This window comes from Serratia sp. D1N4, assembly GCF_054552755.1.
On record NZ_CM137274.1, the window covers coordinates 2,027,840 to 2,053,421 of the forward strand.

The 25,582-nt window shown below is 52.1% G+C and carries 20 protein-coding genes; 13 read left to right on the forward strand and 7 right to left on the reverse strand.

Annotated features, from left to right (window positions below):
• Positions 1-1,407 (reverse strand): 2-oxoadipate dioxygenase/decarboxylase HglS, encoded by a 1,407-nt coding sequence (gene hglS, locus ACX1CU_RS08735; protein WP_459402177.1) that lies wholly within the window; start codon positions 1,405-1,407, stop codon positions 1-3.
• A 566-nt stretch (positions 1,408-1,973) separates the two neighbouring features.
• Between hglS and cspE the strand changes: the two genes are divergently transcribed.
• The 6 genes from cspE to ACX1CU_RS08765 all read left to right on the forward strand — a co-directional run bounded on the left by cspE (position 1,974) and on the right by ACX1CU_RS08765 (position 6,025).
• Positions 1,974-2,183, forward strand: coding sequence for a transcription antiterminator/RNA stability regulator CspE (cspE, locus tag ACX1CU_RS08740; RefSeq protein ID WP_037393997.1), 210 nt, complete (start codon positions 1,974-1,976; stop codon positions 2,181-2,183).
• Between the two features lie 222 nt (positions 2,184-2,405).
• Positions 2,406-2,627, forward strand: coding sequence for a cold-shock protein (locus ACX1CU_RS08745; protein ID WP_459402178.1), 222 nt, complete (start codon positions 2,406-2,408; stop codon positions 2,625-2,627).
• 109 nt (positions 2,628-2,736) lie between these two features.
• On the forward strand, positions 2,737-3,963 hold the full coding sequence (locus ACX1CU_RS08750) for a winged helix-turn-helix domain-containing protein (RefSeq protein ID WP_459402179.1): 1,227 nt from the start codon (positions 2,737-2,739) through the stop codon (positions 3,961-3,963).
• A gap of 97 nt (positions 3,964-4,060) precedes the next feature.
• A complete protein-coding gene (locus tag ACX1CU_RS08755; RefSeq protein ID WP_004942667.1) occupies positions 4,061-4,243 on the forward strand; it encodes a Trm112 family protein in 183 nt (60 codons plus the stop codon).
• A complete protein-coding gene (kdsB, locus tag ACX1CU_RS08760; protein WP_459402180.1) occupies positions 4,240-4,989 on the forward strand; it encodes a 3-deoxy-manno-octulosonate cytidylyltransferase in 750 nt (249 codons plus the stop codon). The genes ACX1CU_RS08755 and kdsB overlap by 4 nt, the downstream gene beginning before the upstream one ends.
• Before the next feature lie 139 nt (positions 4,990-5,128).
• Complete coding sequence (locus ACX1CU_RS08765) at positions 5,129-6,025, forward strand: YcbJ family phosphotransferase (protein ID WP_459402181.1); 897 nt, start codon at positions 5,129-5,131, stop codon at positions 6,023-6,025.
• Here ACX1CU_RS08765 and elyC read toward each other — a convergent pair whose 3' ends face one another.
• Positions 6,026-6,805, reverse strand: coding sequence for an envelope biogenesis factor ElyC (gene elyC / locus ACX1CU_RS08770; RefSeq protein ID WP_459402757.1), 780 nt, complete (start codon positions 6,803-6,805; stop codon positions 6,026-6,028).
• A 152-nt stretch (positions 6,806-6,957) separates the two neighbouring features.
• Between elyC and cmoM the strand changes: the two genes are divergently transcribed.
• The 7 genes from cmoM (at position 6,958) to ACX1CU_RS08805 (ending at position 17,732) form a co-directional block, all read left to right on the forward strand.
• On the forward strand, positions 6,958-7,743 hold the full coding sequence (gene cmoM / locus ACX1CU_RS08775; protein ID WP_459402182.1) for a tRNA uridine 5-oxyacetic acid(34) methyltransferase CmoM: 786 nt from the start codon (positions 6,958-6,960) through the stop codon (positions 7,741-7,743).
• Positions 7,740-9,062, forward strand: coding sequence for a chromosome partition protein MukF (mukF, locus tag ACX1CU_RS08780; protein ID WP_459402183.1), 1,323 nt, complete (start codon positions 7,740-7,742; stop codon positions 9,060-9,062). The genes cmoM and mukF overlap by 4 nt, the downstream gene beginning before the upstream one ends.
• Positions 9,043-9,771, forward strand: a complete 729-nt coding sequence (gene mukE, locus ACX1CU_RS08785; protein ID WP_459402184.1) for a chromosome partition protein MukE — start codon at positions 9,043-9,045, stop codon at positions 9,769-9,771. Before mukF ends, mukE begins: the two co-directional genes overlap by 20 nt.
• Positions 9,768-14,216 (forward strand): chromosome partition protein MukB, encoded by a 4,449-nt coding sequence (gene mukB, locus ACX1CU_RS08790; protein WP_459402185.1) that lies wholly within the window; start codon positions 9,768-9,770, stop codon positions 14,214-14,216. The genes mukE and mukB overlap by 4 nt, the downstream gene beginning before the upstream one ends.
• A gap of 226 nt (positions 14,217-14,442) precedes the next feature.
• Positions 14,443-16,290, forward strand: coding sequence for a L,D-transpeptidase (gene ldtD, locus ACX1CU_RS08795; RefSeq protein WP_459402186.1), 1,848 nt, complete (start codon positions 14,443-14,445; stop codon positions 16,288-16,290).
• A gap of 180 nt (positions 16,291-16,470) precedes the next feature.
• Positions 16,471-17,019, forward strand: a complete 549-nt coding sequence (locus ACX1CU_RS08800) for a DUF882 domain-containing protein (RefSeq protein ID WP_459402187.1) — start codon at positions 16,471-16,473, stop codon at positions 17,017-17,019.
• A 65-nt stretch (positions 17,020-17,084) separates the two neighbouring features.
• Positions 17,085-17,732 carry an MBL fold metallo-hydrolase gene (locus ACX1CU_RS08805; protein ID WP_459402188.1) on the forward strand — a complete coding sequence of 216 codons (648 nt, stop codon included), beginning with the start codon at positions 17,085-17,087 and terminating at the stop codon, positions 17,730-17,732.
• A 72-nt stretch (positions 17,733-17,804) separates the two neighbouring features.
• Here ACX1CU_RS08805 and ACX1CU_RS08810 read toward each other — a convergent pair whose 3' ends face one another.
• The 5 genes from ACX1CU_RS08810 to ACX1CU_RS08830 form a co-directional block, all read right to left on the reverse strand.
• A complete protein-coding gene (locus ACX1CU_RS08810; protein WP_459402189.1) occupies positions 17,805-18,995 on the reverse strand; it encodes an amino acid aminotransferase in 1,191 nt (396 codons plus the stop codon).
• Between the two features lie 244 nt (positions 18,996-19,239).
• Positions 19,240-20,352 carry a porin OmpC gene (ompC, locus tag ACX1CU_RS08815; RefSeq protein WP_459402758.1) on the reverse strand — a complete coding sequence of 371 codons (1,113 nt, stop codon included), beginning with the start codon at positions 20,350-20,352 and terminating at the stop codon, positions 19,240-19,242.
• Between the two features lie 300 nt (positions 20,353-20,652).
• The gene (gene asnS, locus ACX1CU_RS08820; protein WP_459402190.1) at positions 20,653-22,053 is read right to left on the reverse strand and encodes an asparagine--tRNA ligase; all 1,401 of its coding nucleotides are present in this window, start codon (positions 22,051-22,053) and stop codon (positions 20,653-20,655) included.
• A 215-nt stretch (positions 22,054-22,268) separates the two neighbouring features.
• Positions 22,269-23,474, reverse strand: a complete 1,206-nt coding sequence (gene pncB / locus ACX1CU_RS08825) for a nicotinate phosphoribosyltransferase (RefSeq protein WP_459402191.1) — start codon at positions 23,472-23,474, stop codon at positions 22,269-22,271.
• A gap of 252 nt (positions 23,475-23,726) precedes the next feature.
• On the reverse strand, positions 23,727-25,427 hold the full coding sequence (locus ACX1CU_RS08830; RefSeq protein WP_459402192.1) for a GGDEF domain-containing protein: 1,701 nt from the start codon (positions 25,425-25,427) through the stop codon (positions 23,727-23,729).
• Between the last annotated feature and the right edge of the window lie 155 nt (positions 25,428-25,582).

Consider the following 25,582-nt stretch of genomic DNA (forward strand, 5'->3'; position numbering starts at 1 on the left):
TCAGGCCTCCAGTGCGCATACCCCTAATGCTTGCGCACAGGCCTGCAACGAACGCTGTTGTGTCTGTTGATACAGCTCCAACTCATCAATCACTTCTGCTCCTAATGCCTGTTCAAATGCGGTACGGCTTGACGCTGTGCCGTATTGTGTATGGCGGCTATCGCCGAGATTGGACTGAAAAATCCCTGCGGCACTGACCGGTAGAAAATCCTCATACACCAAGGGTTGGTAGCGGATGTAATCAAGCGCGATAAGCTGCTCCAGAGAGCGGTGTTTATCTATAGTCTCTTTAGCGGCCAGACCGCATTCTGTTGGGAAATAGCGGAACCAGGCCAATCGTTGCTCGCGCAGCGTCGCGTAATCATCTGGAAATGCCTGGAAATTTTCGGCCAGTAATTGATTGTACTGCGCAGCATTTTTTTCAGTGGCCGGAGCTTGCAATGCATCATTGGTAGCCTGTAACAGACGATCGTAAAGCGCACGCCCTTTGGGAGTAAGCGCAATTCCGCGCTGCTCGATTTCACCGAAACGCGCGGTATGGTGTCCGGCAACTTCATGGCCATCATGCTCGATAAAGGCGACATCTTCTTCTAACGCCTTAAAACTGGTCTGGCGTAGCAGGATCGGGCAGTTGCGCGGTGGCGGGCCTTCAATCACCGCTTTAGGCGTAATGCCGCGTCCTGGCATCGCCAGTTGTACCCGATCGATATCCAGCGTGCGTGGTGTCAGATGATTAATATGCGGACCTTTGAAAGCGACCACATCGGCAATCAAGCGGTGTTGATCGTGCAACTGTTGATATTCACTGGCGCTCACGGTGGCCTGACTGTGCCAACGGAATGTTTCTAGCGCCTGTGCAATGAATTCTTGTGCCTGCTCTTCATCCAATCCGCCTTGCGCATCATGTAGCGTAATCAACTCTAACGCTCGCTCGGTAAAGATACGGCGACGGGCTAACAGCCGTTGGGCCAACTCACGTAACTGCACATTCTCAATCAGCTCGAGCCGCAGCAAAGAAGTAAATACCCGGAATGGGCTGAGCTGCAGCGCGCTTTCATGCACGGCACGAAATGCGGTGGAGTGAACGGGCACACCGGCAACGGCCAAATCATAGTAACCCACGGGAGACATGCCCATCACGTTAAACAGACGCCGTAATGTCTTCAATTCTTCTGCGGTGCCTACGCGGATAGCGCCATGACGCTCCATGGTCAGCCGGTTAATTTCGCCGGTAATTTGCAACTGGTTGGCCAAGACGGCGTCTTCACTCAGAACTTGCCGATTAGTCTCCGCCACGAGTTCGACCAGCGCGCCATATAACGGCACCTCTTTCTGATACATGATCGACATTGCCTTGGAAAATCGGGCACGAATTTCATTCGGTGAGACGAACTGCTGGGCAGTCATGCGCATAGCTCCTTGGGTTAATTAAAGTCTGAGTAATGTGGTTTATACACTTCATACTTCAAGTTGCTTGGGTGTTGGTTGTGCCCTGTCGCCCCAGTCACATAGCGGGTTATGCGCCTGGAGTCTCCAGTGTTTGCCGCTACAAGCAACTCAGATTATTTTGTGTATAGTGCTGGCCAGAAAGTCACTCACCTTGTTTTCACCTGAAGTTTAGCCAGCTCGTTTGGGATTTGTTATAGATTGGCTAACGATATTAGTGTTTTATGCGTTAGCTCTCATTTGGTTTTGCTGATGAAGTAGACGGATGCTAATAACATCTGCTGACTGGGAGAAAATATTGTGATAAACCTCTTGTGTTGGTGAGGGTTTTATGAGTTAATACCGTTCGGCCTGTGATACAGACCTATTTATGTTTGAGTTTAGAGTTAAGTAGTTCCTCCCAAAACGTTATCATCTGATTCCGCTTCAAAGACGAACCTTCTAAGTACCTCCCATAAGTAATGATTCTGAAAACGGCCAAATCGCCTCGTGGTAGGTTGTGTAAATATATTTAAAAGGTAATAGTAATGTCTAAGAAAATGGGTCAGGTTAAGTGGTTCAACGAAAGCAAAGGTTTTGGTTTCATTGAACAACAAGACGGTGGTAAAGATGTGTTCGTACACTTCTCTGCAATCATGACCGACGGTTTCAAGACCCTGGCAGAAGGCCAGCGTGTTGAGTATACCATCCAGGACAGCCCGCGCGGGCCGGCTGCCGCCAACGTTGTTGCTCTGTAAATCCACAGGGAATAACGTATAGAGAACTTGATACAACCATAATGACGCATTTATGCTGAGTTATTGCGGAAGATATTGAGTTCAACAAGCCCGCCAAAGTGCGGGTTTTTTATTTTTTGCTCACGAGAGGTTTGTTACGAGAAACTTTAGGATGGGCTGGTAGCATCCAAACAATAATAAAAATGATGTTGTTAAGGATGCTCAAGTGAAAGGAATTAAATTATGTTTAAAAATACTGTGTTAAAAATGGGCCGTGTGAAGTGGTTTGATCAGAGCGAAGGCTATGGTGTTATTTCTCCGGTTGATGGTAGTGACGAAATTTATGTTAGCCGCCGCGCTATCGCCAATACCAAGAATAAATCGTTAAATGAAGGTCAGAACGTAGAGTTCTCGATCTATCGTAGCTCTCACGGGCTGTCTGCGGCAGACGTTATCGCGTTCTGACCCACCCCTTCCTCGCCAGTGCCGGTGCCGCCACCCCATGCACTGGCGAAGAAAATTTCTTCGATATCCTTTATGATCAGGCGATTGTTCAATCACCTGGTATATCAAGATGCCAACCCCGGTTATTTCGCTTTCTTCTGCCCGCGCGCTTCATCTTGCCGCTCAAGGGCTGCTGTCCCCCGTTAAACGCAAAGCCAAACCTGCTGATGTGATTGATGCCATCGAACGCATGGGATTGCTGCAAATTGATACGATCAGCGTGGTAGCGCGTAGCCCTTATCTGGTGCTGTTCAGCCGCCTGGGTGACTATCAGCCGGCATGGTTGGAGCAGGCTCTGGCCGCTCGCAAACTGTTTGAGTACTGGGCGCATGAAGCCTGTTTTCTCCCTATTGATGATTTCCGATTGTTACGCCACCGTATGCTGGATCCGCAGGGAATGGGATGGAAACACTCACAGGCGTGGGTGGAAAAACACCATGCAGCCATTGATGCACTCTTGCAGCATGTCGCCACCCAAGGGCCGGTGCGTTCGGCAGACTTCACCGCCGAAAAGAAAGGCGCTAATGGCTGGTGGGATTGGAAACCGGAAAAACGTCATCTTGAGATCCTGTTTACCACCGGTAAGCTGATGGTGGCCGAGCGTCGTAACTTTCATCGCGTCTACGATCTTACTCAGCGGTTACTGCCTGAGTGGGACGACAATATTCATGCTTTGCCGGAGATCGAGGCCCAGCAGGAAATGCTGCGCCGTAGCTGCCGCTATCTAGGGATTTTCAAAGCGGAATGGCTGGCGGATTACTATCGCTTAAAGCGTGTGACTCCCAAAAAATTGTTAGCAACGCTGCTACAACAAGGGGAGATTCAGCCGGTGGAAATCAGCGGGCTGGAAGGCGAATTCTATGTGCATCAATCTTTGGCCGCCGAGTTGGCATTGGCGGAACAAGGGAAACTGAAATCCAGCGTGACCAGCTTGCTCTCTCCCTTTGACCCGGTGGTATGGGATCGCCGCCGTGCGTTAGAGCTGTTCAACTTCGATTACCGGCTGGAATGTTACACGCCGAAGGAAAAACGCAAGTACGGCTACTTTACTTTACCGCTATTGCAGCGGGGTGAGTTGATCGGCCGAGTTGATGCAAAAATGCATCGTAAGCTTGGCGTTTTTGAAATCATCAGTTTTCATCTGGAGCCGAAAACCAAGCTGAACAAGCAGCGTTGTCAGGATATCCAGCAGGCGATAACCCGCACGGCGAAGTGGCACGGCGCGCAACAGGTCACTCTCGGAGACATACCGGCCCAGTTGGCCATGGCGTGGGCGGCAGGGTGGCGTGTGGAATAACGGATTTCGCGAGTAAATCAGGCGGTGATTAACCTGCCTTATAGCGTTATGCTATCCTCACGCACTTTCCCTGATGCTTATATCCCCTGGAGGAAGCATGGATCACCGTTTACTCGAAATCGTTGCCTGCCCGGTCTGCAACGGTAAGCTCTATTTCAATAAAGAAAACCAGGAACTGGTCTGCAAAGTGGACGGTCTGGCCTACCCGCTGCGCGATGGCATTCCGGTGTTGCTGGAAAACGAAGCGCGTTCACTGTCACTGGATGAGAAACACGCATGAGTTTTATCGCTATTATTCCTGCTCGTTATGCGTCCACCCGTTTGCCGGGTAAACCGCTGGCCGATATCCACGGTAAACCGATGGTGGTACACGTGATGGAGCGCGCCCGGGAATCCGGTGCTTCCCGCGTGATTGTTGCCACCGATCATCCCGAAGTGGCCAAAGCGGTGGAGGCGGCCGGTGGCGAGGTTTGTATGACCAGCCCCGATCACCACTCGGGTACTGAGCGTTTGGCGGAAGTGATCGAGAAATGCGGCTTTACTGACGATCAAATCATCGTCAACGTGCAGGGCGATGAGCCTCTGATCCCGCCGATTATCGTCCGCCAGGTAGCCGAGAATCTCGCGTCTTGCGAGGCTGGAATGGCGACGTTGGCCGTGCCAATCGAAACCGCCGAAGAGGCGTTTAACCCGAATGCCGTCAAAGTGGTGATGGATGCACAGGGCTATGCGCTCTATTTCTCGCGCGCTACGATTCCGTGGGATCGCGAACGCTTTGCCCAATCGAAAGCAAGCATCGGTGACAGCCTGCTGCGCCATATCGGCATTTATGCCTACCGTGCCGGATTTGTGCGCCGCTACGTGAGCTGGCAGCCCAGTCAGCTTGAGCAGATCGAACTGCTGGAACAGCTCCGCGTGCTGTGGTACGGCGAAAAAATTCACGTTGCGGTGGCAAAAGCCATTCCGAGCGTGGGCGTTGATACGCCAGAAGATTTGCAGCGCGTGCGGGACTGCATTAAAAACTGATTATTCTGTCGGCCAGATCACTCTGGCCGCTTCATTTCTTGCTCCTTTATCTCCATTTTATTGATCTGCGTTGAAGAATTTCGTTGTCTACCGTTCAATGATGTAGGGTGCGTTTCCTTAATCTAGAGGATTTTGCCCAATGGAGCAGTTGCGTGCCGAATTGAGTGTGGTGCTGGGTGAATCAATCGGTCGCCTGGAGCGTGTCAGCGAGCAGCCTTATGCACATATGTATTCGCTGTATGATCAACAGGATCACGCGATTCCGTTGATGGCGAAAAGCTTTGTTTGTGAGGGGATCGCGCAGCAGGAGGCTTATAAGCTCTCCATGTTGGCCCGCGAAGGGGACATTCGTCTGCCGACGGTTTATGGCATGGTGTACAGCCACCAATCCCCCTATAAAGAGATTTTGCTGATCGAGCGCCTGCGCGGCGTCTCGGTTGAAGCACCCACGCGAACCCCCGATCGCTGGGACATGCTGATGGACCAGATTATCGATGGTGTACTGGCTTGGCACCGTATCGATAGCCACGGCTGCGTCGGTACGGTAGACAGCACTCAGGAAAATGATTGGTTCTGCTGGTATCAACAGCGTGTTGAAGTACTGTGGTCAACGCTCAGTAATCTCAACTCGCCGCTGTTCACCATGGCCGATCGCCGTCTGCTTTATCGCACGCGAGAAGCGCTGCCCAATTTCTTTGCCAGTTTTGACGATCCTTGCGTGTTGGTGCACGGCAATCTTTCGCTGCGCAGCATGCTGAAAGATGCCAAAACCGATCAGCTGTTGGCGATGCTCAATCCTGGGATGATGCTGTGGGCACCACGGGAGTATGAGCTGTTCAGGCTGTGCGAAGCCGGGATGTCGGATCAGTTGCTGTTTCGCTATCTGCAACGCGCACCAGTGGCAGAGTTGTTCCTGGTGCGTCGCTGGCTGTATGCGGTGTGGGAAGCGGTGGGCCGGATGATTCACACCGGCAAGCTGGATCGCATGCTGTTCGATCAGGCGGCAAAACAGTTGCTGCCCTGGCTTGCCGATTAATTACTGCGAGTCTGACACCGTTTCGTGATCCCCTTTTAGTTGCTGCCACAGGCTGCCAAGGGTTTCATACACCGCACGCTCACTGTGGCCGAGGAATATTGAAGATGGCATGACCCGATCCCAAATATTTAACGGTGAACTGATCGCCAGTTGGTTGGCCGGAGCCGGGATCGGGTGTAACCCTTGGGCTTCGAAAAAACGCATCGCGCGCGGTAGATGGTTAGCAGAAGTCACCAGAATAAAGGGTTTCTCTCCCACTAACTTAGCCACTTGCGCGGCTTCTTGTTCCGTATCCAATGGGCGATCCAGAATCACGATATCGCTGTGTGGTACCCCTAGGCTTTCAGCCACGCGCGCTGCGGTGGCGGCATTGCTCAAGGTATTGGCCCCGCGAGCGCCGGTAAACACCATCTTGCTACCGGGATGAGAGAGGTATAGCCTGACACCTTCCGTGACCCGCGGCAGGCTGTTGCCGATCAGGTTTGAACTCGGTGCCCAGTCTGGGTTGAAAGTGTAACCACCGCCCAGCACCACGATATAATCAACCCGATCGTCGCCCCGGTAAGTGACATAGTGGGATTCGAGCGGCCGCAGTAAACGATCGGCTACCGGTTGCAGGCTTAAAAGCAGTAAAAACAGCCAACTCAGGCTCAAAATCGCTTTGCCACTTTTTTGCCAGCGGGTAAACCACAGCAGCAGTAGCGCCAATCCCATCAGCAAAAGCAGGGCGGGTAACGGCATAAACAGGTTGCCGATGAACTTTTTCAGATTAAACAGCATCAAAAATCAGGTCCTTTTGGGCGAAAAAACGACATCTGGGCGTAATCACGCCGCAAGAAGATTCATTCTAAGCCAGTCTGTGCCAAAATAGCAGGTTTGAATGGGCTGGTGCTTTGCCTCAAGCCAAGATGAAATCAGCGGAGCCGTTGTCCATGCAGGATCGCAATTTTGACGATATTGCGGAGAAGTTTGCGCGTAATATTTACGGCACGACCAAGGGGAAAATCCGCCAGGCGGTGGTTTGGCAGGATCTGACCACGCTGCTGGCGCAATTGCCGCAGCGCCGGCTGCGCATTCTGGACGCTGGCGGTGGCGAAGGCCATATGGCCTGCCAGTTGGCAGAATTAGGACATCAGGTGTTGTTGTGCGATCTTTCTGGTGAGATGATCCAACGCGCCGCGCTGCTGGCAGAGCAGAAAGGTGTGAGCCAGAACATGCAATTTATACAAAGTTCGGCGCAAGACATCGGGCAACACTTGGAACAGCCGGTTGATCTGATATTGTTCCATGCGGTTTTGGAGTGGATCGCCGAGCCACAGGCGGCATTGGCGGCGCTGTTCGACTGCCTGTTACCGGGAGGGGCGCTGTCGCTGATGTTCTTCAATGCCAATGGCCTGTTGATGCGCAACGTGGTGCTGGGGAATTTCCAGCTGGTGGATCCCGAGGTCCGCAGGCGCCGCAAGCGCTCTTTGTCGCCACAGTACCCACATAGTCCGCCGCAGGTGTACGCGTGGCTGGAACAGTTGGGGATGCAGATTTCAGGGAAAACCGGCGTGAGGGTTTTCCATGACTATCTGCAAAGTAGGCAATTACAGACACAGAAATTTGAAGAGCTACTGGCGCTTGAACAGCTTTATTGCCGGCAGGAGCCGTATGTGAGTTTGGGTCGCTATATTCACGTCATGGCGCATAAACCAAACCTGAAGGACGAACTATGAGTGAATTTTCCCAGACAGTACCCGAACTGGTCGCCTGGGCACGGAAAAATGATTTCTCTATTTCGCTCCCCACTGAGCGTCTTGCGTTCCTGCTGGCTATTGCCACGTTAAATGGCGAACGGCTAGACGGTGAGATGAGTGAAGGTGAGCTGGTTGATGCATTTCGCCATGTCAGTAAAGGTTTTGAACAGACGCATGAAACGGTGGCCATTCGCGCCAACAATGCGATCAACGATATGGTGCGCCAGCGCCTGTTGAACCGTTTTATCAGCGAACTGGCGGATGGTAATGCCATCTACCGCCTGACGCCGTTGGGCATCGGCATTACCGATTATTACATCCGCCAGCGTGAGTTTTCGACCCTGCGCCTTTCCATGCAACTGTCTATCGTGGCGGAAGAGCTCAAGCGCGCCGCCGACGCCGCCGAAGAGGGCGGTGATGATTTCCACTGGCACCGTAACGTTTTTGCACCGTTGAAGTATTCGGTGGCCGAGATCTTTGACAGCATCGATCTGACGCAACGCCTGATGGACGAACAGCAGCAGAGCGTAAAAGAAGATATTGCCGCCTTGCTGAACCAGGATTGGCGCGCGGCGATCTCCAGTTGTGAGATGCTGCTGTCGGAAACTTCGGGAACCTTGCGTGAGCTGCAGGATACGCTGGAAGCCGCAGGCGATAAGCTACAGGCCAATCTGTTGCGGATTCAGGATGCAACGCTGGGTGGGATGGAGCTGGGCTTTGTCGATAAGCTGGTGTTTGACCTACAAAGCAAGCTGGATCGCATTATCAGTTGGGGTCAACAGGCGATCGACCTGTGGATCGGTTACGATCGCCACGTTCACAAATTTATCCGCACCGCGATCGACATGGATAAAAACCGCGTGTTTGCACAACGCCTGCGGCAGTCGGTGCAAAACTACTTCGACAATCCTTGGACGCTAACCCACGCCAATGCCGAACGTCTGTTCGATATGCGCGATGAAGAATTGGCGTTGCGCAGTGAAGAAGTGACCGGGGAACTGCCGCCCGATCTGGAATATGAAGAGTTCAGCGAAATTCGCGAACAGTTGGCAGCGATGATCGAACAGGCATTGCAGGTCTATAAAGAACAGAAAATGCCGCTCAATTTAGGGGCGGTAATGCGCGATTATCTGGCGCAATATCCGCGTGCACGTCACTTCGACGTAGCACGCATAGTGGTCGACCAGGCAGTGCGCCTTGGTGTGGCTGAAGCTGATTTTTCAGGGTTGCCGGCACAGTGGCAGGCAATCAATGATTACGGAGCCAAGGTACAGGCCCATGTCATCGACAAATATTGAACAAGTAATGCCAGTCAAGCTGGCCAAGGCACTGTCGAATACGCTGTTTCCGGCGCTCGATAGCCAACTGCGCGCGGGGCGTCACATCGGTATCGATGAGCTGGACAACCACGCTTTCTTAATGGATTTTCAGGACGAACTGGAAGAGTTCTACGCCCGTTACAGCGTTGAACTGATCCGCGCACCGGAGGGGTTTTTCTACCTGCGCCCGCGTTCTACCACGCTGATCCCGCGTTCGGTGCTTTCCGAGCTGGATATGATGGTCGGCAAGATCCTGTGTTATCTCTACCTCAGCCCGGAGCGCCTGGCGCATGAAGGCATCTTCAGCCAGCAAGAGCTGTACGAAGAGCTGCTGAGCCTGGCGGATGAGAACAAACTGCTGAAGTTTGTTAACCAGCGCTCTACCGGTTCGGATCTGGATCGGCAAAAGCTGCATGAAAAAGTGCGCTCATCGTTGAACCGCCTGCGCCGTTTGGGCATGGTCTATTTTATGGGCAACGACAGCAGTAAATTCCGCATTACCGAAGCGGTGTTCCGCTTTGGTGCCGACGTGCGCAGCGGTGACGATCCGCGTGAAGCCCAGTTGCGGATGATTCGCGACGGTGAAGCGATGCCGGTTGAAAACAGCCTGTCGCTGAATGATGAAAGCGAGGCTGAAGATGTGCAGGCCGATAACGCCATAGACAGTGCAGAGGATGAACAGGAATGATTGAACGCGGTAAATTTCGCTCACTGACGCTGGTTAACTGGAACGGTTTTTTCGCTCGAACCTTTGATCTGGATGAGTTGGTCACCACGCTGTCCGGGGGCAACGGCGCGGGTAAATCCACCACCATGGCGGCGTTCGTTACCGCGCTGATCCCCGATCTGACGCTGCTGCACTTCCGTAACACCACCGAAGCGGGGGCCACCAGTGGTTCACGTGACAAAGGCCTGCACGGCAAGCTGCGCGCCGGTGTCTGTTACTCCACGCTGGACGTGGTGAACTCGCGCCATCAGCGAGTGGTAGTAGGCGTGCGTCTGCAACAGGTAGCGGGGCGCGATCGCAAAGTCGATATTAAACCCTTCACTATTCAGGGGCTGCCGACGGCGGTACAACCCACCGAATTGCTGACCCAGACCGTGGGCGATCGCCAAGCGCGCGTGCTTTCGTTGCAGGAGTTGAAAGAGCGCGTCGAAGAGATGGAAGGGGTGCAGTTCAAGCAGTTCAACTCCATCACCGATTACCACTCATTAATGTTTGACCTCGGCGTGATCCCGAAACGTCTGCGTTCCTCATCCGATCGCAGCAAATTTTATCGCCTGATCGAAGCCTCGCTCTACGGCGGGATCTCCAGCGCCATTACCCGCTCACTGCGTGACTACCTGTTGCCAGAAAACAGCGGGGTGCGTAAAGCGTTTCAGGACATGGAAGCGGCACTGCGCGAGAACCGCATGACGCTGGAGGCGATCCGCGTTACCCAGTCAGACCGCGATCTGTTCAAGCATTTGATCTCCGAAGCCACTTCCTACGTGGCGGCGGACTACATGCGCCACGCCAACGAACGCCGTATCCACCTGGATGGCGCATTGGTGTTGCGCAGCGATTTGTTGGGCAGCCGCAAACAGCTGGCAGCAGAACAGTTCCGCCATGTTGAAATGGCACGCGAACTGGCTGAACAGAGCGGTGCCGAATCCGATCTGGAAACCGATTATCAGGCCGCCAGCGATCACCTTAATCTGGTGCAGACGGCGATGCGTCAGCAGGAAAAGATCGAGCGTTATGAAGGCGATCTGGAAGAACTGACCTACCGCTTGGAAGAGCAGAATGAAGTGGTGGCAGAAGCGGGTGAGCAGCAGGCAGAAAATGAAGCGCGTGCCGAAGCCGCTGAGCTGGAAGTGGATGAACTGAAAAGCCAGCTTGCCGATTACCAGCAGGCATTGGACGTGCAGCAGACGCGTGCCATCCAATACCAGCAGGCCCTTCAGGCGCTCGAACGTGCCCGTGCGCTGTGTCAGGTGCCGGAGCTGACCGCCGAGAACGCTGAAGAGTGGCTGGAGACCTTCCAGGCGCGTGAGCAGGAGGCTACTGAAGCCCTGTTACTGTTGGAACAGAAACTGAGCGTGGCGGATGCCGCCCATAGCCAGTTTGAACAGGCTTATCAGCTGGTGGGTAAAATTGCCGGTGAAGTGAGCCGCAGTGAAGCCTGGCAAACCGCGCGCGAACTGTTGCGTGACTGGCCTTCACAGCAGCATCAGGCCGAACGTGTGCAGCCGTTGCGTATGCGCCTGAATGAGCTGGAGCAACGCCTGCGTTCACAACAGGATGCTGAGCGTTTGTTGCAGGAATTCTGTAAACGCCATGGGCAGGAATACCAGCCTGACGAACTTGATACCTTGCAGCAAGAGCTGGAAGAGCGTCTGGAATCGCTGTCGCAAAGTGTTAGCGAAGCCGGTGAGCGGCGTATGGAAATGCGTCAGGAACTGGAGCAAATCCAACAGCGTATTAAAGAGCTGACCGCGCGTGCGCCAATTTGGTTAGGTGCGCAGGATGCGCTGAGCCAACTCAGTGAGCAAAGCGGCGAAACCTTCGAAGACGGCCAGCAAGTTACCGAGTACATGCAGCAATTGCTGGAACGCGAACGTGAAACTACCGTTGAGCGCGACGAAGTGGCTGCGCGTAAGCGTGAGATTGAAGCGCAAATTGAGCGCCTCAGCCAGCCAAGCGGTGCCGAAGATCAACGGCTGGTGACGTTGGCAGAGCGTTTCGGCGGCGTATTGCTGTCAGAGATTTATGACGATGTGACCATTGACGACGCGCCGTATTTCTCCGCGTTGTATGGCCCATCACGCCATGCGATCGTGGTACCGGATCTGTCGCTGGTACGCGAAATGCTACAAGGGCTGGACGATTGCCCGGAAGATCTCTACCTGATCGAAGGGGATCCGCAGTCGTTCGATGACAGCGTATTCGCCGTTGAAGAACATGAAAAAGCGGTGGTGGTGAAGACTGCCGATCGCCAATGGCGTTATTCGCGTTACCCGGAAGTGCCACTGTTTGGCCGTGCGGCGCGTGAAAATCGCCTGGAAGTGCTGTATGCCGAACGTGACTCGTTGGCTGAACGCTATGCCACGCTGTCATTTGACGTGCAGAAAACTCAGCGTTCCCACCAGGCTTTCAGCCGTTTTATCGGTTCCCATCTGGCAGTCGCGTTTGACGCCGATCCTGAGGCGGAAATCCGCACCATGAACAGCCGCCGTGGTGAGGTTGAGCGTTCGCTCAACAACCACGAAGCGCAGAATCAGCAGCAGCGTCAGCAATACGAACAGGCGAAGGAGGGCATTTCTGCGCTGAACCGCCTGATGCCGCTGGTTTCGCTGCTGAATGACGATACGCTGCAAGATCGCGTTGAAGAGATCCGCGAAGAGTTGGAAGAAGCCCAAGACGCTGCGCGCTATATTCAGCAGCATGGGGTTTCGCTGACCAAGCTGGAGCCGTTGTTATCGGTGCTGCAAAGCGATCCGGAACAGCACGAACAGCTGCAACTGGATTACACACAGGCCCAGGCAACGCAACGTCAGGCCAAACAGCAGGCCTTTGCGCTCACCGAAGTGGTGCAACGCCGTGCGCACTTCAGCTATACCGACTCTGCCGGTATGCAGAATGCTGACAACGATCTCAATGAGAAGCTGCGTCAACGGCTGGAGCATGCGGAAGCGGAGCGTACTCGCGCCCGTGAGCAACTGCGCCAGTATCAGACCCAGTTTACTCAGTACAGCCAAGTGTTGGCGTCGCTGAAAAGCTCCTTTGACGCCAAACGCGACATGCTGAAAGAGCTGAGTCAGGAATTGGTGGACATCGGCGTGCAGGCGGATGCCAATGCCGAAGCTCGTGCGCGCCAGCGCCGTGATGAACTGCATGCGGCGCTGAGTACCAATCGTACGCGCCGTAATCAGTTGGAAAAACAGCTGACCTTCTGCGAAGCGGAAATGGACGGTTTGCAGAAGAAACTACGCAAGCTGGAGCGTGATTACTACCAACTGCGTGAGCAGGTGGTTACCGCCAAAGCGGGCTGGTGTGCGGTGATGCGCCTGGTGAAAGACAACGGTGTTGAACGCCGTCTGCATCGTCGTGAATTGGCCTATATGGACGGTGATGAACTGCGTTCCATGTCGGATAAGGCGCTGGGTGCGCTGCGCCTGGCGGTGGCGGATAACGAGCACTTGCGCGATGTGTTGCGCCTGTCGGAAGACCCTAAACGGCCCGAGCGTAAGATCCAGTTCTACATTGCGGTTTATCAGCATCTGCGCGAGCGCATCCGCCAGGATATCATCCGTACTGACGATCCGGTTGAAGCCATCGAACAGATGGAGATCGAACTGGGCCGCTTGACGGAAGAACTGACCGCCCGCGAGCAGAAGCTGGCAATCAGCTCAAAGAGCGTGGCGAATATCATCCGTAAGACTATCCAGCGTGAACAGAACCGCATCCGCATGCTCAACCAGGGCCTGCAGGCGGTCTCCTTCGGCCAGGTGAAGAGCGTGCGTTTGAACGTCAACGTACGGGAAGCCCATGCTACCTTGCTGACCGTGCTCTCTGAGCAGCAGGAACAGCATCAGGATCTGTTTAACAGTAACCGCCTGACCTTCTCGGAAGCCTTGGCGAAACTGTATCAACGCCTGAACCCGCAGATCGATATGGGCCAGCGTACGCCGCAGACCATTGGTGAAGAGCTGCTGGATTATCGTAATTATCTGGAGCTGGAAGTTGAAGTATTCCGCGGTTCCGACGGTTGGCTACGGGCGGAAAGTGGCGCGTTGTCCACCGGGGAAGCGATTGGTACCGGTATGTCGATTCTGGTGATGGTAGTGCAGAGCTGGGAAGAAGAGTCACGCCGCTTGCGTGGTAAAGATATCTCGCCTTGCCGCTTGCTGTTCCTGGATGAAGCGGCGCGTTTGGATGCCAAATCCATCGCCACGCTGTTTGAACTGTGCGATCGCCTGGAAATGCAGTTGATTATTGCGGCACCAGAAAATATCAGCCCGGAAAAGGGCACCACTTATAAGCTGGTGCGTAAAGTATTCCAAAATCATGAGCATGTACACGTGGTTGGTTTGCGTGGTTTTGCCCCGGAACAGGCCGCATTGGCACCAACGGTAGCAGAAACGCCTTAAACTTGAATAAAACTGCCCTAAAAGTCTGAAAATAGTCACCTTTAGGTGGCTATTTTTTTACGCTGCGAGGATGATAGGTAGGTTTTTTTTATCGCTGAAACTAAGTAGCGTAATGAGAGTAAAACAGTAATTCAACGGCGCTGGGAGCAAAAGGGCCGTTCTGTTTGTATACTGAAACGAGTAGATAATCTTTGTTGTATTTTTGTGAGCATACAGGGGGCAAGGGATGTTGCTTAAAAAAGGAAACTCAGTACGACGTCTGGCATTGAGTTGCGCAATTGCGTGTAGTTTTGCCGTGTCGTTACCCGCATGGGCTGCCGTGCAGGCGTTTCCACCGGTGTCATCATCCGGCATGTCTGCTGTGCAAAGCCGTACTCAAATATTAGCGGTATTGCCTAAAGGCGTGGTGCCCTATTATCTCCCTACTTTGGCTCAACTATATGCATCCAACCAAATGCAGCCAATGTGGCAGGATCGGGAAACCGTATTGCAGTTCCAGCAGCAACTTGCTGAACTCGCTATTTCGGGCATACAGCCACAATTCACCCAATGGGTAAAATTACTCACCGATCCGGCAATCACCGATATGGCACGCGATATTGTGCTGTCTGATGCCATGCTGGGTTATCTGCAGTTTGCTTCGTCAATCGGGTTAAACGGTAACAGTTGGCTGTACAGCAATGTTCCTTACAAGCTGGCGCTGCCGGCGAATACCGTGATCAATCAGTGGCAGCTTGCGCTACAGCAGGGAAAAACCCTGGCATATGTCAACTCGCTGACGCCCCAACATCCGCAGTATGAAAAAATGCATCAGGCACTGCGTGAGCTGTTAGCCGATGGGCGTCCGTGGCCGCAGGTGAGCAATGGTCCAAGTCTGCGCCCTGGTCAACTCAGTGATGACATACCGGCGTTACGAGAAATTCTTGCGCGTACTGGAATGTTAACCGTGGTGCCTGTAGCCACGCCGCATTCGCAAGAGCCAGCAGCGACGCCAACAGCCGCAAGAGCACCGGTGGTGGAGGATGATCTGTCGGTGGATGAAGAGAAAAATCGCAATCCTGCCGGGGCGGTAGTCAGCCCTGCGGCGGCACCGATTAAGGATCTTGTTCCTTCTCCCGAAGCCCCGTTGGTGCAGCAATCGGTCAGCCCGGTTTCGGTGACGGACAACCGTTATACCGACGATTTAGTGGAAGGAATTAAGCGTTTCCAGACATGGCAAGGATTGACACCAGACGGCGTAGTCGGTGCCCGAACCCGCGAATGGCTGAACGTTTCACCCCAAATGCGAGCCTCTTTGCTGGCGTTGAATATTCAGCGTCTGCGTATTTTGCCTGGTCATGTTGATACTGGCATTATGGTCAACATTCCGAATTACTCACTGATCTATTATCTCAATGGTAATGAGGTTCTCTCGTCGCGGGTGATCGTTGGTCGTCCAAGCCGTAAAACGCCATTGATGAGCAGCGCACTGAACAACGTGGTGGTCAATCCGCCGTGGAACGTGCCGACTAAGCTGATACGTGAAGATATCGTGCCTAAGGCGATGCATGACTCGGGGTATTTCCAGAAGCATGGTTACAGAGTGTTCTCGGGTTGGAGCAATGAATCTGAGGCGATCGATCCGTCAATGATTGATTGGAGCGTGACTTCACCACGCAATTTCCCTTACCGCATCCAGCAGGCACCTGGCGCCAGCAATTCGTTGGGGCGCTTCAAGTTCAATATGCCAAGTTCCGATGCGATCTACCTGCACGATACCCCCAACCACGGTTTGTTCCAGAAAGATATCCGTGCGTTAAGTTCGGGCTGCGTGCGTGTGAACAAGGCTTCTGACTTGGCCAATATGCTGCTGCAGGATGCGGGCTGGAATAACGCTCGAGTCTCCTCCACGCTGAAAGTAGGCAATACCACTTACGTGAATATTCGCCAGCATATCCCGGTGCAACTTTATTATCTGACGGCTTGGGTTGCCGATGACGGTAAACCACAGTTCCGTACAGATATTTACAATTATGATGCTACCGTGCGATCGGGTGCACAAATTTTGGCTCAGGCTGAAAAATTGATGCAATAAATGCAGTAATTCTAGGTAAATAGCGGTCTGAATGTCTGGTTAGCCACAAGCACTCTTTTTGGGAGTGCTTATAAACCTAAGCCTATCTCGGGTTGACTCCGCATAGGCTGGCGGTTATGGTTCGGGCTGTGCGCAGTTTTGTGCATTTATTTTGACATTCTTGCCGAGTTTAAAAGAGTCATGGACAAAATTGATCATCATCGCCGTAAATGGCTAACGCTAGGTAGCGCAGCCATGGGTATCGCTCTGCTCCCTGGGCAGGCGTTCGCCAGTCTTTCTACCGCTCGTCCACGTATTCTGGTACTCAATAATCTGAATACTGGCGAATCCATTAAGGCCGAGTTTTTCAACGGTAAAGGTTACAACCGGGAAGAGTTAGTGCGGTTGAATCATATTTTCCGTGATTATCGTGCCAATAAGACCAAGACGATCGATCCTCATCTGTTTGATCATCTCTATCGTCTGCAAGTCTTACTGGGAACGACCAAGCCGATTCAGTTGATTTCGGGTTACCGTTCTTCAGCAACCAACAACGAAATGCGTGAGCACAGCCGTGGTGTGGCTAAACAGAGTTATCACACCAAGGGGCAGGCAATGGATTTCCACATTGAAGGTATCCAACTGAGTAATATCCGCAAAGCGGCGTTAAAAATGCGCGCTGGTGGTGTAGGATATTATCCACGTAGCAACTTTGTGCACATCGATACCGGCCCGGTGCGGACCTGGTAATCACTGTGCACCATGAGTGAATAGCGCCAGCCTGCCGGGTATGGCGCTTTTGTCGTTGGAGCTTTATGAAATACCATATTATTCCCGTAACGGCGTTCAGCCAAAACTGTACTCTGATCTGGTGTGACAAAACGCAACAGGCCGCTTTGGTTGATCCTGGCGGTGAGCCAGAAAAATTGAAAGCGGAAGTGGCGAGAAAAGGCGTGAAGATTAGCCAGATTCTGCTTACGCATGGCCATCTCGATCACGTTGGTGCGGCGGCTGAATTGGCTGAGTATTATCAGGTGCCGATCTTGGGGCCAAATAAAGAAGATGCCTTCTGGCTCGAAGGTTTGCCTGCTCAGAGCCGCATGTTCGGCTTGGCAGAATGTGCAGCCTTTACGCCGACGCAATGGTTGGAGGAAGGGGATACTGTGCAGGTGGGGGAATTATCGCTGGGTGTTCTGCATTGCCCTGGTCATACACCGGGTCATGTCGTTTTTATTAATGACAAGGCACGTCTGGCACTGGTGGGCGACGTATTGTTTAGCGGTGGCGTAGGTCGAAGTGATTTCCCGCGTGGTGACCATCAGACGCTGATTAACTCGATTCGCACCAAGCTACTGCCTCAGGGTGATGATATCGCGTTTATTCCCGGGCATGGACCAATGTCCACCTTTGGGCAAGAGCGCCAAACCAACCCTTTCCTGCGTGAAGAGCCTGCTGTCTGGTAAGCGGAATCTTCCTGGCAGCAATATAATAGCAAAGGGGCGCAGTGCGCCCCTTTTTAATGCTGAGTTTTCAGCTTAAAGCACGGCAACAATGGCTTCGCACAGCGGTGCCATATTGTCTGGCGTCATGCCCGCTACGTTAACGCGGCCAGAGTTAACGGCATAAACACCGAACTCATCACGCAAGCGCAGAACCTGCTCTTTGGTTAATCCACTGAAAGAGAACATGCCATTTTGGTTGATGATAAAGCTGAAGTCTTGCTTCGCGCCTTTCTCTTGCAGGGTATTCACGAACAGCTGACGCATACGGTGAATGCGCTGGCGCATGTCGGTCAGTTCCTGTTCCCAAGTAGCACGCAATGCTTCGTTACCCAAAATAGTGGCAACCACGGCTGCGCCGTGTGACGGTGGGTTGGAGTAGTTAGCGCGGATCGCGGCTTTAACCTGACTGAATGCGCGATCGGCAGTGTCTGCGTCGGCTGCGACCACGGTACAGGCACCAACACGTTCGTTGTACAGGCCGAAGTTCTTCGAATAAGAACTGGCAACAATCAGTTCCTGATGCTTGGCCGCAAAAATACGCAGACCTTGCGCGTCTTCTTCCAGACCTTTGGCAAAACCTTGGTAGGCGAAGTCGAACAGCGGCAACCAACCCTTGGCGACAGAGAGTTCCGCCAGTTGTGCCCATTGCGCTTCGGTTGGATCGATGCCGGTTGGGTTATGGCAGCAACCGTGGAACAACACCACATCACCAGCCTCTGCACGTTTCAGGCTATTGAGCAGGCCATCAAAGTCCAGCGCGTGGTTGGCGGCGTCATAATAGTCATATTCCAATACTTCCAGGCCAACAGCGCCGAACACATTTTTATGGTTAGGCCAAGTTGGGTTGCTGATCCAGATACGTTTGGCGCTGGTTTGGTTGGCAATAAAATCTGCTGCGACACGCAGGGCACCAGTACCACCTGGTGTTTGCGCGGTGCGCGCACGCTTGCTGGCAATGATCGGGCTTTGTTTGCCGAATAATAACTCTTGTGTGCAGCTAGCAAACTCAGGGATACCTTCGATACCCAAGTAGTTTTTGGTGGTCTCATTTTCCAGCAGGTACTGTTCAGCTTTCTTCACGCTGGCCAGTACCGGTGTTTTACCGGTTTCGTCTTTATAGACGCCAATCCCTAAGTTGATTTTGTTCGGACGGGCGTCCGCGCGGAAAATATCGGTCAGACCCAGAATCGGGTCGGCAGGTGCAGCGGTGATTTTTTCAAACATGTCAGATTGCTTCCATGGCCTAGAGTTAAGCAGACAGAAGCATCAGGGTAGCGCCAGTTATCGGCTTTGCCAACCGTTTGCGAGAAAAACACATCGATCTTGTGATGGCGGCAGATTCAGCACAAAAAATGACGGAGAAGGGAGCATTAACAGGATAAAAAGCGGTAGGGCAACGTAAATAAAAACAGGGCCGAAGCCCTGTTTTTAACTCATCTGGCAATAGACTGCCATTAAGCGCAACAACTTAGAACTGGTAAACCAGACCAGTAGCTACGATGTTGTCGGTAGCAATGCCGTTAGCGTTGTAGAAGCCTGAGTCGTTTTCATTCAGCAGGTTGATTTTGTAATCAACATAGGTAGACATGTTTTTGTTGAAGTAGTAAGTAGCACCGACATCAACATACTTAACCAGGTCTTTGTTGTTGCCGTATGAGGTGTTCAGGTCTTTGCCTTTAGACTGCAGGTAAGCGATAGAAGGACGCAGACCGAAATCGAACTGGTATTGTGCAACCACTTCATAGTTACGGGCTTTGTTAGCAATGCTGCTACTGCCGTATGGAGTCATGTTGTGAGTTTCAGAATACATGGTAGCAAAGTAGACGTTGTTCGCGTCGTACTTGGCACCCAGAGCCCAAATTTCAGCTTTGTCGCCACCAGCATTAGACAGAACCGCATCTTTCTGCTTAATAGTACGGTTAGAAGAAGTGTAGGCTGCGCCGACGCTGACACCGGTATCCATGATTGCATAGGTAGTAGAAACGCCTACGCCGTCACCGTTAGCTCTTTTGAGTTCGCCTTCGCGATCATTTTTACCCTGATACTGCAGCGCGAAGTCCCAACCATCAACTGTACCGAAGAAGTTCTTGTTACGGTAGGTCGCTACGCCTGTAGCACGTGCGTTCATGAAGTTATCAGTGAAGGTGTAGGTATCGCCACCAAACTCAGGCAGCATATCGGTCCAACCACCAATGTCATACGCTACGCCGTAGTTACGGCCGTAGTCGAATGAACCGTAATCAGCGAATTTCAGGCCAGCAAAGCCCAGACGGGTTTTGTTGCCATCTTGGGCATCTTTACCTTCGCTGTTGCTAGCTGAGAAGTTGTATTCCCACTGGCCGTAACCGGTCAGTTCGCTATTGATCTGGGTTTCACCTTTGAAGCCAAGACGAGCGTAGGACTTGTCGCCATTGTTGTCACTATTGTTGGCGTTGTCTTCGTTTGAAAAGTAATGCAGGCCAACAGCTTTACCATACAAATCCAGCTTGTTGCCGTCTTTGTTGTAGATTTCTGCTGCGTTTGCTGCACCAGCTGCTAACAGAGCTGGGATTACTACTGCAAGAATGTTGCGTTTCATCATTATTACCCTCATTAGTGTTATTCGGACACCTTGCCACTGCCGCCAATAATTCTTTTGGAACTATTGTTGATAGTTTGGTGTCGTCCTGTGTCTGAACGCAGTGTTCCATTCACGGGCGGGTTAATCTAGAACGAAAATGCTACTAATGTCGCAATCAGGTTTCAAAAAGAAACTATGTGTTACAAAATGTAAATTTAAGGGAACTTTGTGACCTAGATCAAGAATAAAAAACACGAAAGGCCAGCAATGCTGGCCTTAAAAGTGTACAGAAATAGGTTGAAAAACGTCTGCTCGGATTAACTAGAAGCTTGCGTTACGTGGTGTACGAGGGAATGGGATCACATCACGTACGTTTTGCACGCCGGTCACATAAGCGATTAAACGCTCAAAACCCAAGCCAAAACCAGAGTGCGGCACGGTGCCGTAGCGACGCAGATCGCGATACCACCAGTAATCTTCTTTATTCAGCCCCATTTCCTCCAGGCGCTGATCCAGCACATTAAGGCGTTCTTCACGTTGTGAACCACCAATGATTTCACCGATGCCTGGGGCCAGAACGTCCATCGCAGCCACGGTTTTGCCATCTTCGTTCATACGCATATAGAAGGCTTTGATATCTTTCGGGTAGTTCTTCACTACCACTGGCGCTTTGAAATGCTTCTCGGCCAGATAGCGTTCGTGCTCAGAAGAAAGGTCGATCCCCCAGGATACCGGGTTCTCGAAGGTTTGGCCGGAAGCGATCAGAATTTCAACCGCTTCGGTGTAGTCCACCTGGGCGAAATCAGAAGAAACAAAACGCTTCAGGCGCTCAACTGCGTCTTTATCTACACGCTCGGCAAAGAACTGCATATCGTCAGCACGTTCATTCAGGACGGCTTGGAAGACATACTTCAGCATACTCTCGGCCAAGCCCGCAACGTCATCCAGGGTGGCGAAAGCCACTTCAGGTTCGATCATCCAGAATTCAGCCAGGTGGCGGCTGGTATTGGAGTTTTCTGCGCGGAAGGTTGGGCCAAAGGTGTACACCTTTGATAGCGCACAGGCGTAAGTTTCGCCGTTCAACTGGCCAGATACGGTCAGAAACGCTTCTTTGCCGAAGAAATCCTGGCTGAAGTCGATTTCGCCTTTGTCGGTGCGCGGCAGGTTTTCCATGTCCAGCGTAGAAACGCGGAACATTTCACCGGCACCTTCGGTATCAGAAGCGGTAATCAGTGGGGTAGACACCCAGAAATAGCCATTCTCATGGAAGAAACGGTGAATAGCCTGCGCCAGAGTGTGGCGTACGCGGGCAACGGCACCGATCAGGTTGGTACGCGGGCGCAGGTGGGCCACTTCTCGCAGGTATTCAATGCTGTGGCGCTTGGCCGCCATCGGATAGGTATCTGGATCGTCAACCCAGCCAACCACCTTAATCGCCGTTGCTTGCAGCTCGAAGCTCTGGCCTTCACCCGGGGAGGCAACCACGTTCCCGGTGATCTCAACAGAACAACCGGTAGTCAGATGCAGAACTTCATCCTGATAATTCGGCAGAGAATTATTAACGACGGCCTGTAACGGATCAAAGCAGGAGCCGTCATAAACGGCGAGGAAGGAGATACCAGCTTTAGAATCTCTCCGGGTACGTACCCAACCGCGTACGGTGACTTCACTGTCAACCGCAGCACGACCTTGCAGTACGTCGACTACAGGCACTACGCTCATAGATTTCTCTCTTTATAAGTTTTGGTTCAGAAATATCGAACAACCCAAGAATTTGGGGATGTTGCTATGTTACTTGCCGCGTTGCAGAGCACAAGTAGAAATCACCAGAATGGAGCAACATTTCTTGCGGGCAGCTAAAAAAGGAGGGCAGGATATTGCAGGTATATAAAGGAAAGAAAGATAAGCCGGCATCAATTATTCAGCCGGCTCGTATTTCAACTGGCTTTTTTCACCAGTGGCAGATCGAAGGCTTTGCGCAAGGCTTTTACAAACGCTTGATCCTGGCAGATGGTTTTGCCTGGGCTATCGGAAAGTTTCGCCACCGGCCTGCCGTTGCACTCAACCAGCTTGATCACAATATTTAGCGGTTTGACACCGGGAATATCGCAGGTCAGGCGTGTGCCGATGCCGAACACCAGATTGATACGCCGATCAAAGTGGCGATAGAGCGCCAGGGCTTTATCCAGATCCAGATTGTCTGAAAACACCAACGTCTTGCTCAGCGGATTTATGCCCAACTCCTGATAATGAGCGATGGCTTTCTCTCCCCATTCGAAGGGATCGCCAGAGTCATGGCGCAATCCTTGGTAAGGCTGGGCAAACTGCGGGTCGAAATCGCGCAGGAAAGCATCCATGGTGATGCAGTCGGTGAGCGCAATGCCTAACTGATCGGGATATTCATCCAACCAGGCCTGTAACGCTGCGCGCTGGCTATTGGCAAGCTCCGGGCTGATCTGCTGGTGCGCCTGGAACCATTCATGGGCCTGCGTGCCGACCGGCGCTAAAGCTAACTGATGAGCCAGATCGTAGTTACTGGTACCGACCAGATAAGGGAACTCACTTTTCAGCGTGCTGACGATGGCGTGCTGCACATCATGGGAAAAACGGCGGCGGGTGCCGAAATCCATCAGCTTGAAGCGAGAGATATCGATATCTCTCGCCATGTGCTTGAACTGCGCCAACTTACTGCGCAACTGATTCACGGCCATCTCTGGCGTCACCTGTGGTGAACGATGGCGATGTACAACCTCGCTGATCACGGCGAGCAGAGGCACTTCCCACATAATCACCTCGAGCCATGGCCCGGCGATACGGATCTGTAGCTGGCCATTGTGATTATCGATGGTGACCTGTTGGGGGTCATAACAGAAGTTACGCAGCCAGTTCAGGTAATCTTGCTGGAAGAAGGGTAAACCGGAAAGATACTGAAATTCATCCTCTGTCAGCGCCAGTTTGCTCATCAAAGCAACCTGAGTGCGGATCTCGTCGGCATAATCGCCCAGCAACTCGTCACCACGGCAACGAAACTCCGCCGCCACGGTAATCGCGGGGTAGCGGTGGAACACTGCTTGCTGCATATGAAGCTTGTAGGCATCGGTATCAAGCAATGAGGTTAAAATCGGGGAAGCGTATAGAGTCATATCGCGTAACAGCATCCTCGTCAGGCGCGTATCTAAGTCCGGAACACCATAAAAGTGGGGGGAGTATACCTGGATTATCCTGTTATTGAAGCCTCATCACACCACAAATGGCGGGAACGGGTCGAGGATTAAACGTGCCTTTATCAGGTTGCGGTTTCGTGACCGGTCAGAAAAGCCAGGGAATCCAATAAGCTGGGCGACTTAGTCTATTTAATGATAAAAATTATAATGTTAATTATTTTAAACACAGATTCAGATAAACCCACTTGGCGTATAGATACTGACCTTGTTCTTGCCGCTTTTTTTACAGAAATACAGCGCTTCGTCAGCCTGTTTTATCGCCGGGTGCAGTTCCTGGAGGTGGCTGACCGGTGCGATGCCACAGCTGATGGTAAAACGTACTCTTTTGCTATTGGGCAGTTCCAGGCTGAGTTCGCTGGTTTGATCCCGAACTTTTTCCATGATGCTGCGGGCATTTTCCAATGTACAGTGGTTGAGCAGTACGGCGAACTCTTCCCCGCCGTAACGGCAGAAGATATCACTGGAGCGGAAGGTGTTGCGCAGCAATTGTGCGAACATCACCAGCACCCGATCGCCGATGTCGTGGCCATAAGTATCATTAAGCCGTTTGAAGTTATCGATATCGATCAGGCAAAAGGCGTGCGGATAACTGCTGGCAGCCAATAATTCGCATTCGAGGAAGAATTTGCGGCGGTTATAAATATTGGTCAGCGGGTCGAGGAACGATGTGGCTTCAAGCTCTTTTATGAGTTGATGTTTCTCATTCTCCAGCGCAATTTTTTCCTGGTGATATTGTTTGAGTTGCGTAATGGCATCGCTGATAGCGATCAGTTCTTTGCTGTAAAACGCCTCGTTGTTATCAATATTCATCTCACCCCGTGACAGGCGCAGAATATTATTATGCGTTTTGGTCAGCCAGCGGCTGATATTTGAACAAAATATCAGCGAGGGCAACAGAATGAACAAAGCGATCAGCCAGCCGAGCGAAATCATGCCGTAAATAGCGGTTTGACTATCGTATATTTTGGCTTCAGAGGCAGCAATTTCCAGTTCAAAACTGCGCTGATATAACTGTTGCGAAAGTTGGCTCAGCTCTTTGACATACTGATAAATAAAGTCTGAGTTATAGCCAGTGCTATGAGTCATCGCCTGATACAAGTCTTCCGAGATACTGTTGATTTTATCGCTGGAGATGTTCTGCAGTATGCCATCCACCAGCTCTGCGATTTGTGGATCGCCATAGGCCAACTTCATAAACACCAAGCGGGTGTCGAGGGCTCTAAGGGCTCCCGTCAGCTGGATCGCCTTCAGATAGGGTTTTTTCTGTTCCCGGCCATCCAGATTGATGTCAATGATTTGGTCCATCAATTCGGCCAGGGTCATATTCAGGCGGTTATTGAGACGAATAGCTTCCAGAAACAGAAATGAATCGGCGGTGATCATCCGAGTATCATAGGTATAGCGGTAAAAGGTCTTAGTGGTCTGGCCGATATAGTAGGCGCTGTTGATATTGAACAGGTTGGTGTTGGCTTCATTGATCAGGGAAATCTGGCGGGAGTCGTTATCCAACAATTTTTCCATCAGGTCGACGATAGAAAGCAGGGCAAATTTCTGCTGGATCCCCAGCCGTTGAGAATGCTCACTGCCGATATGTGATTTGACAATCGCTATTTTTTTACGCGCCTGAGCATCATCATCTTGCCATTGTGCTTCGCTAATCTCTTTATTCACCAGGCTTAATCTTTTTGAGCGGTGCGCACGCAATGTGGCCTGAAACGCGGCTGAAACTTCTTTGGCTCTATGGATTTTATACAGATTCTCCTGGCTTTGGAGATAACTGTTATGCGCTTCCATCAGCCCATTGGAAATAAACATGGCAAAAGAAAACGTTAAAGCAAAAGTGAAGAAATAGATCAGATATTTTACTTTCATGCTAATCCGTTTCTCCTGCAAGATGAGAGTCGAATTATAACATCGAGCTGACTGTCTCGCTGCAGTAATATTGTGGTAGGCCAGTGGGCCGCGCCCCTATTTTTTTCGCTAAAGCGGCCATCTCTGGGCTTTTTTCGTGGCTGTGGTACAGTTTA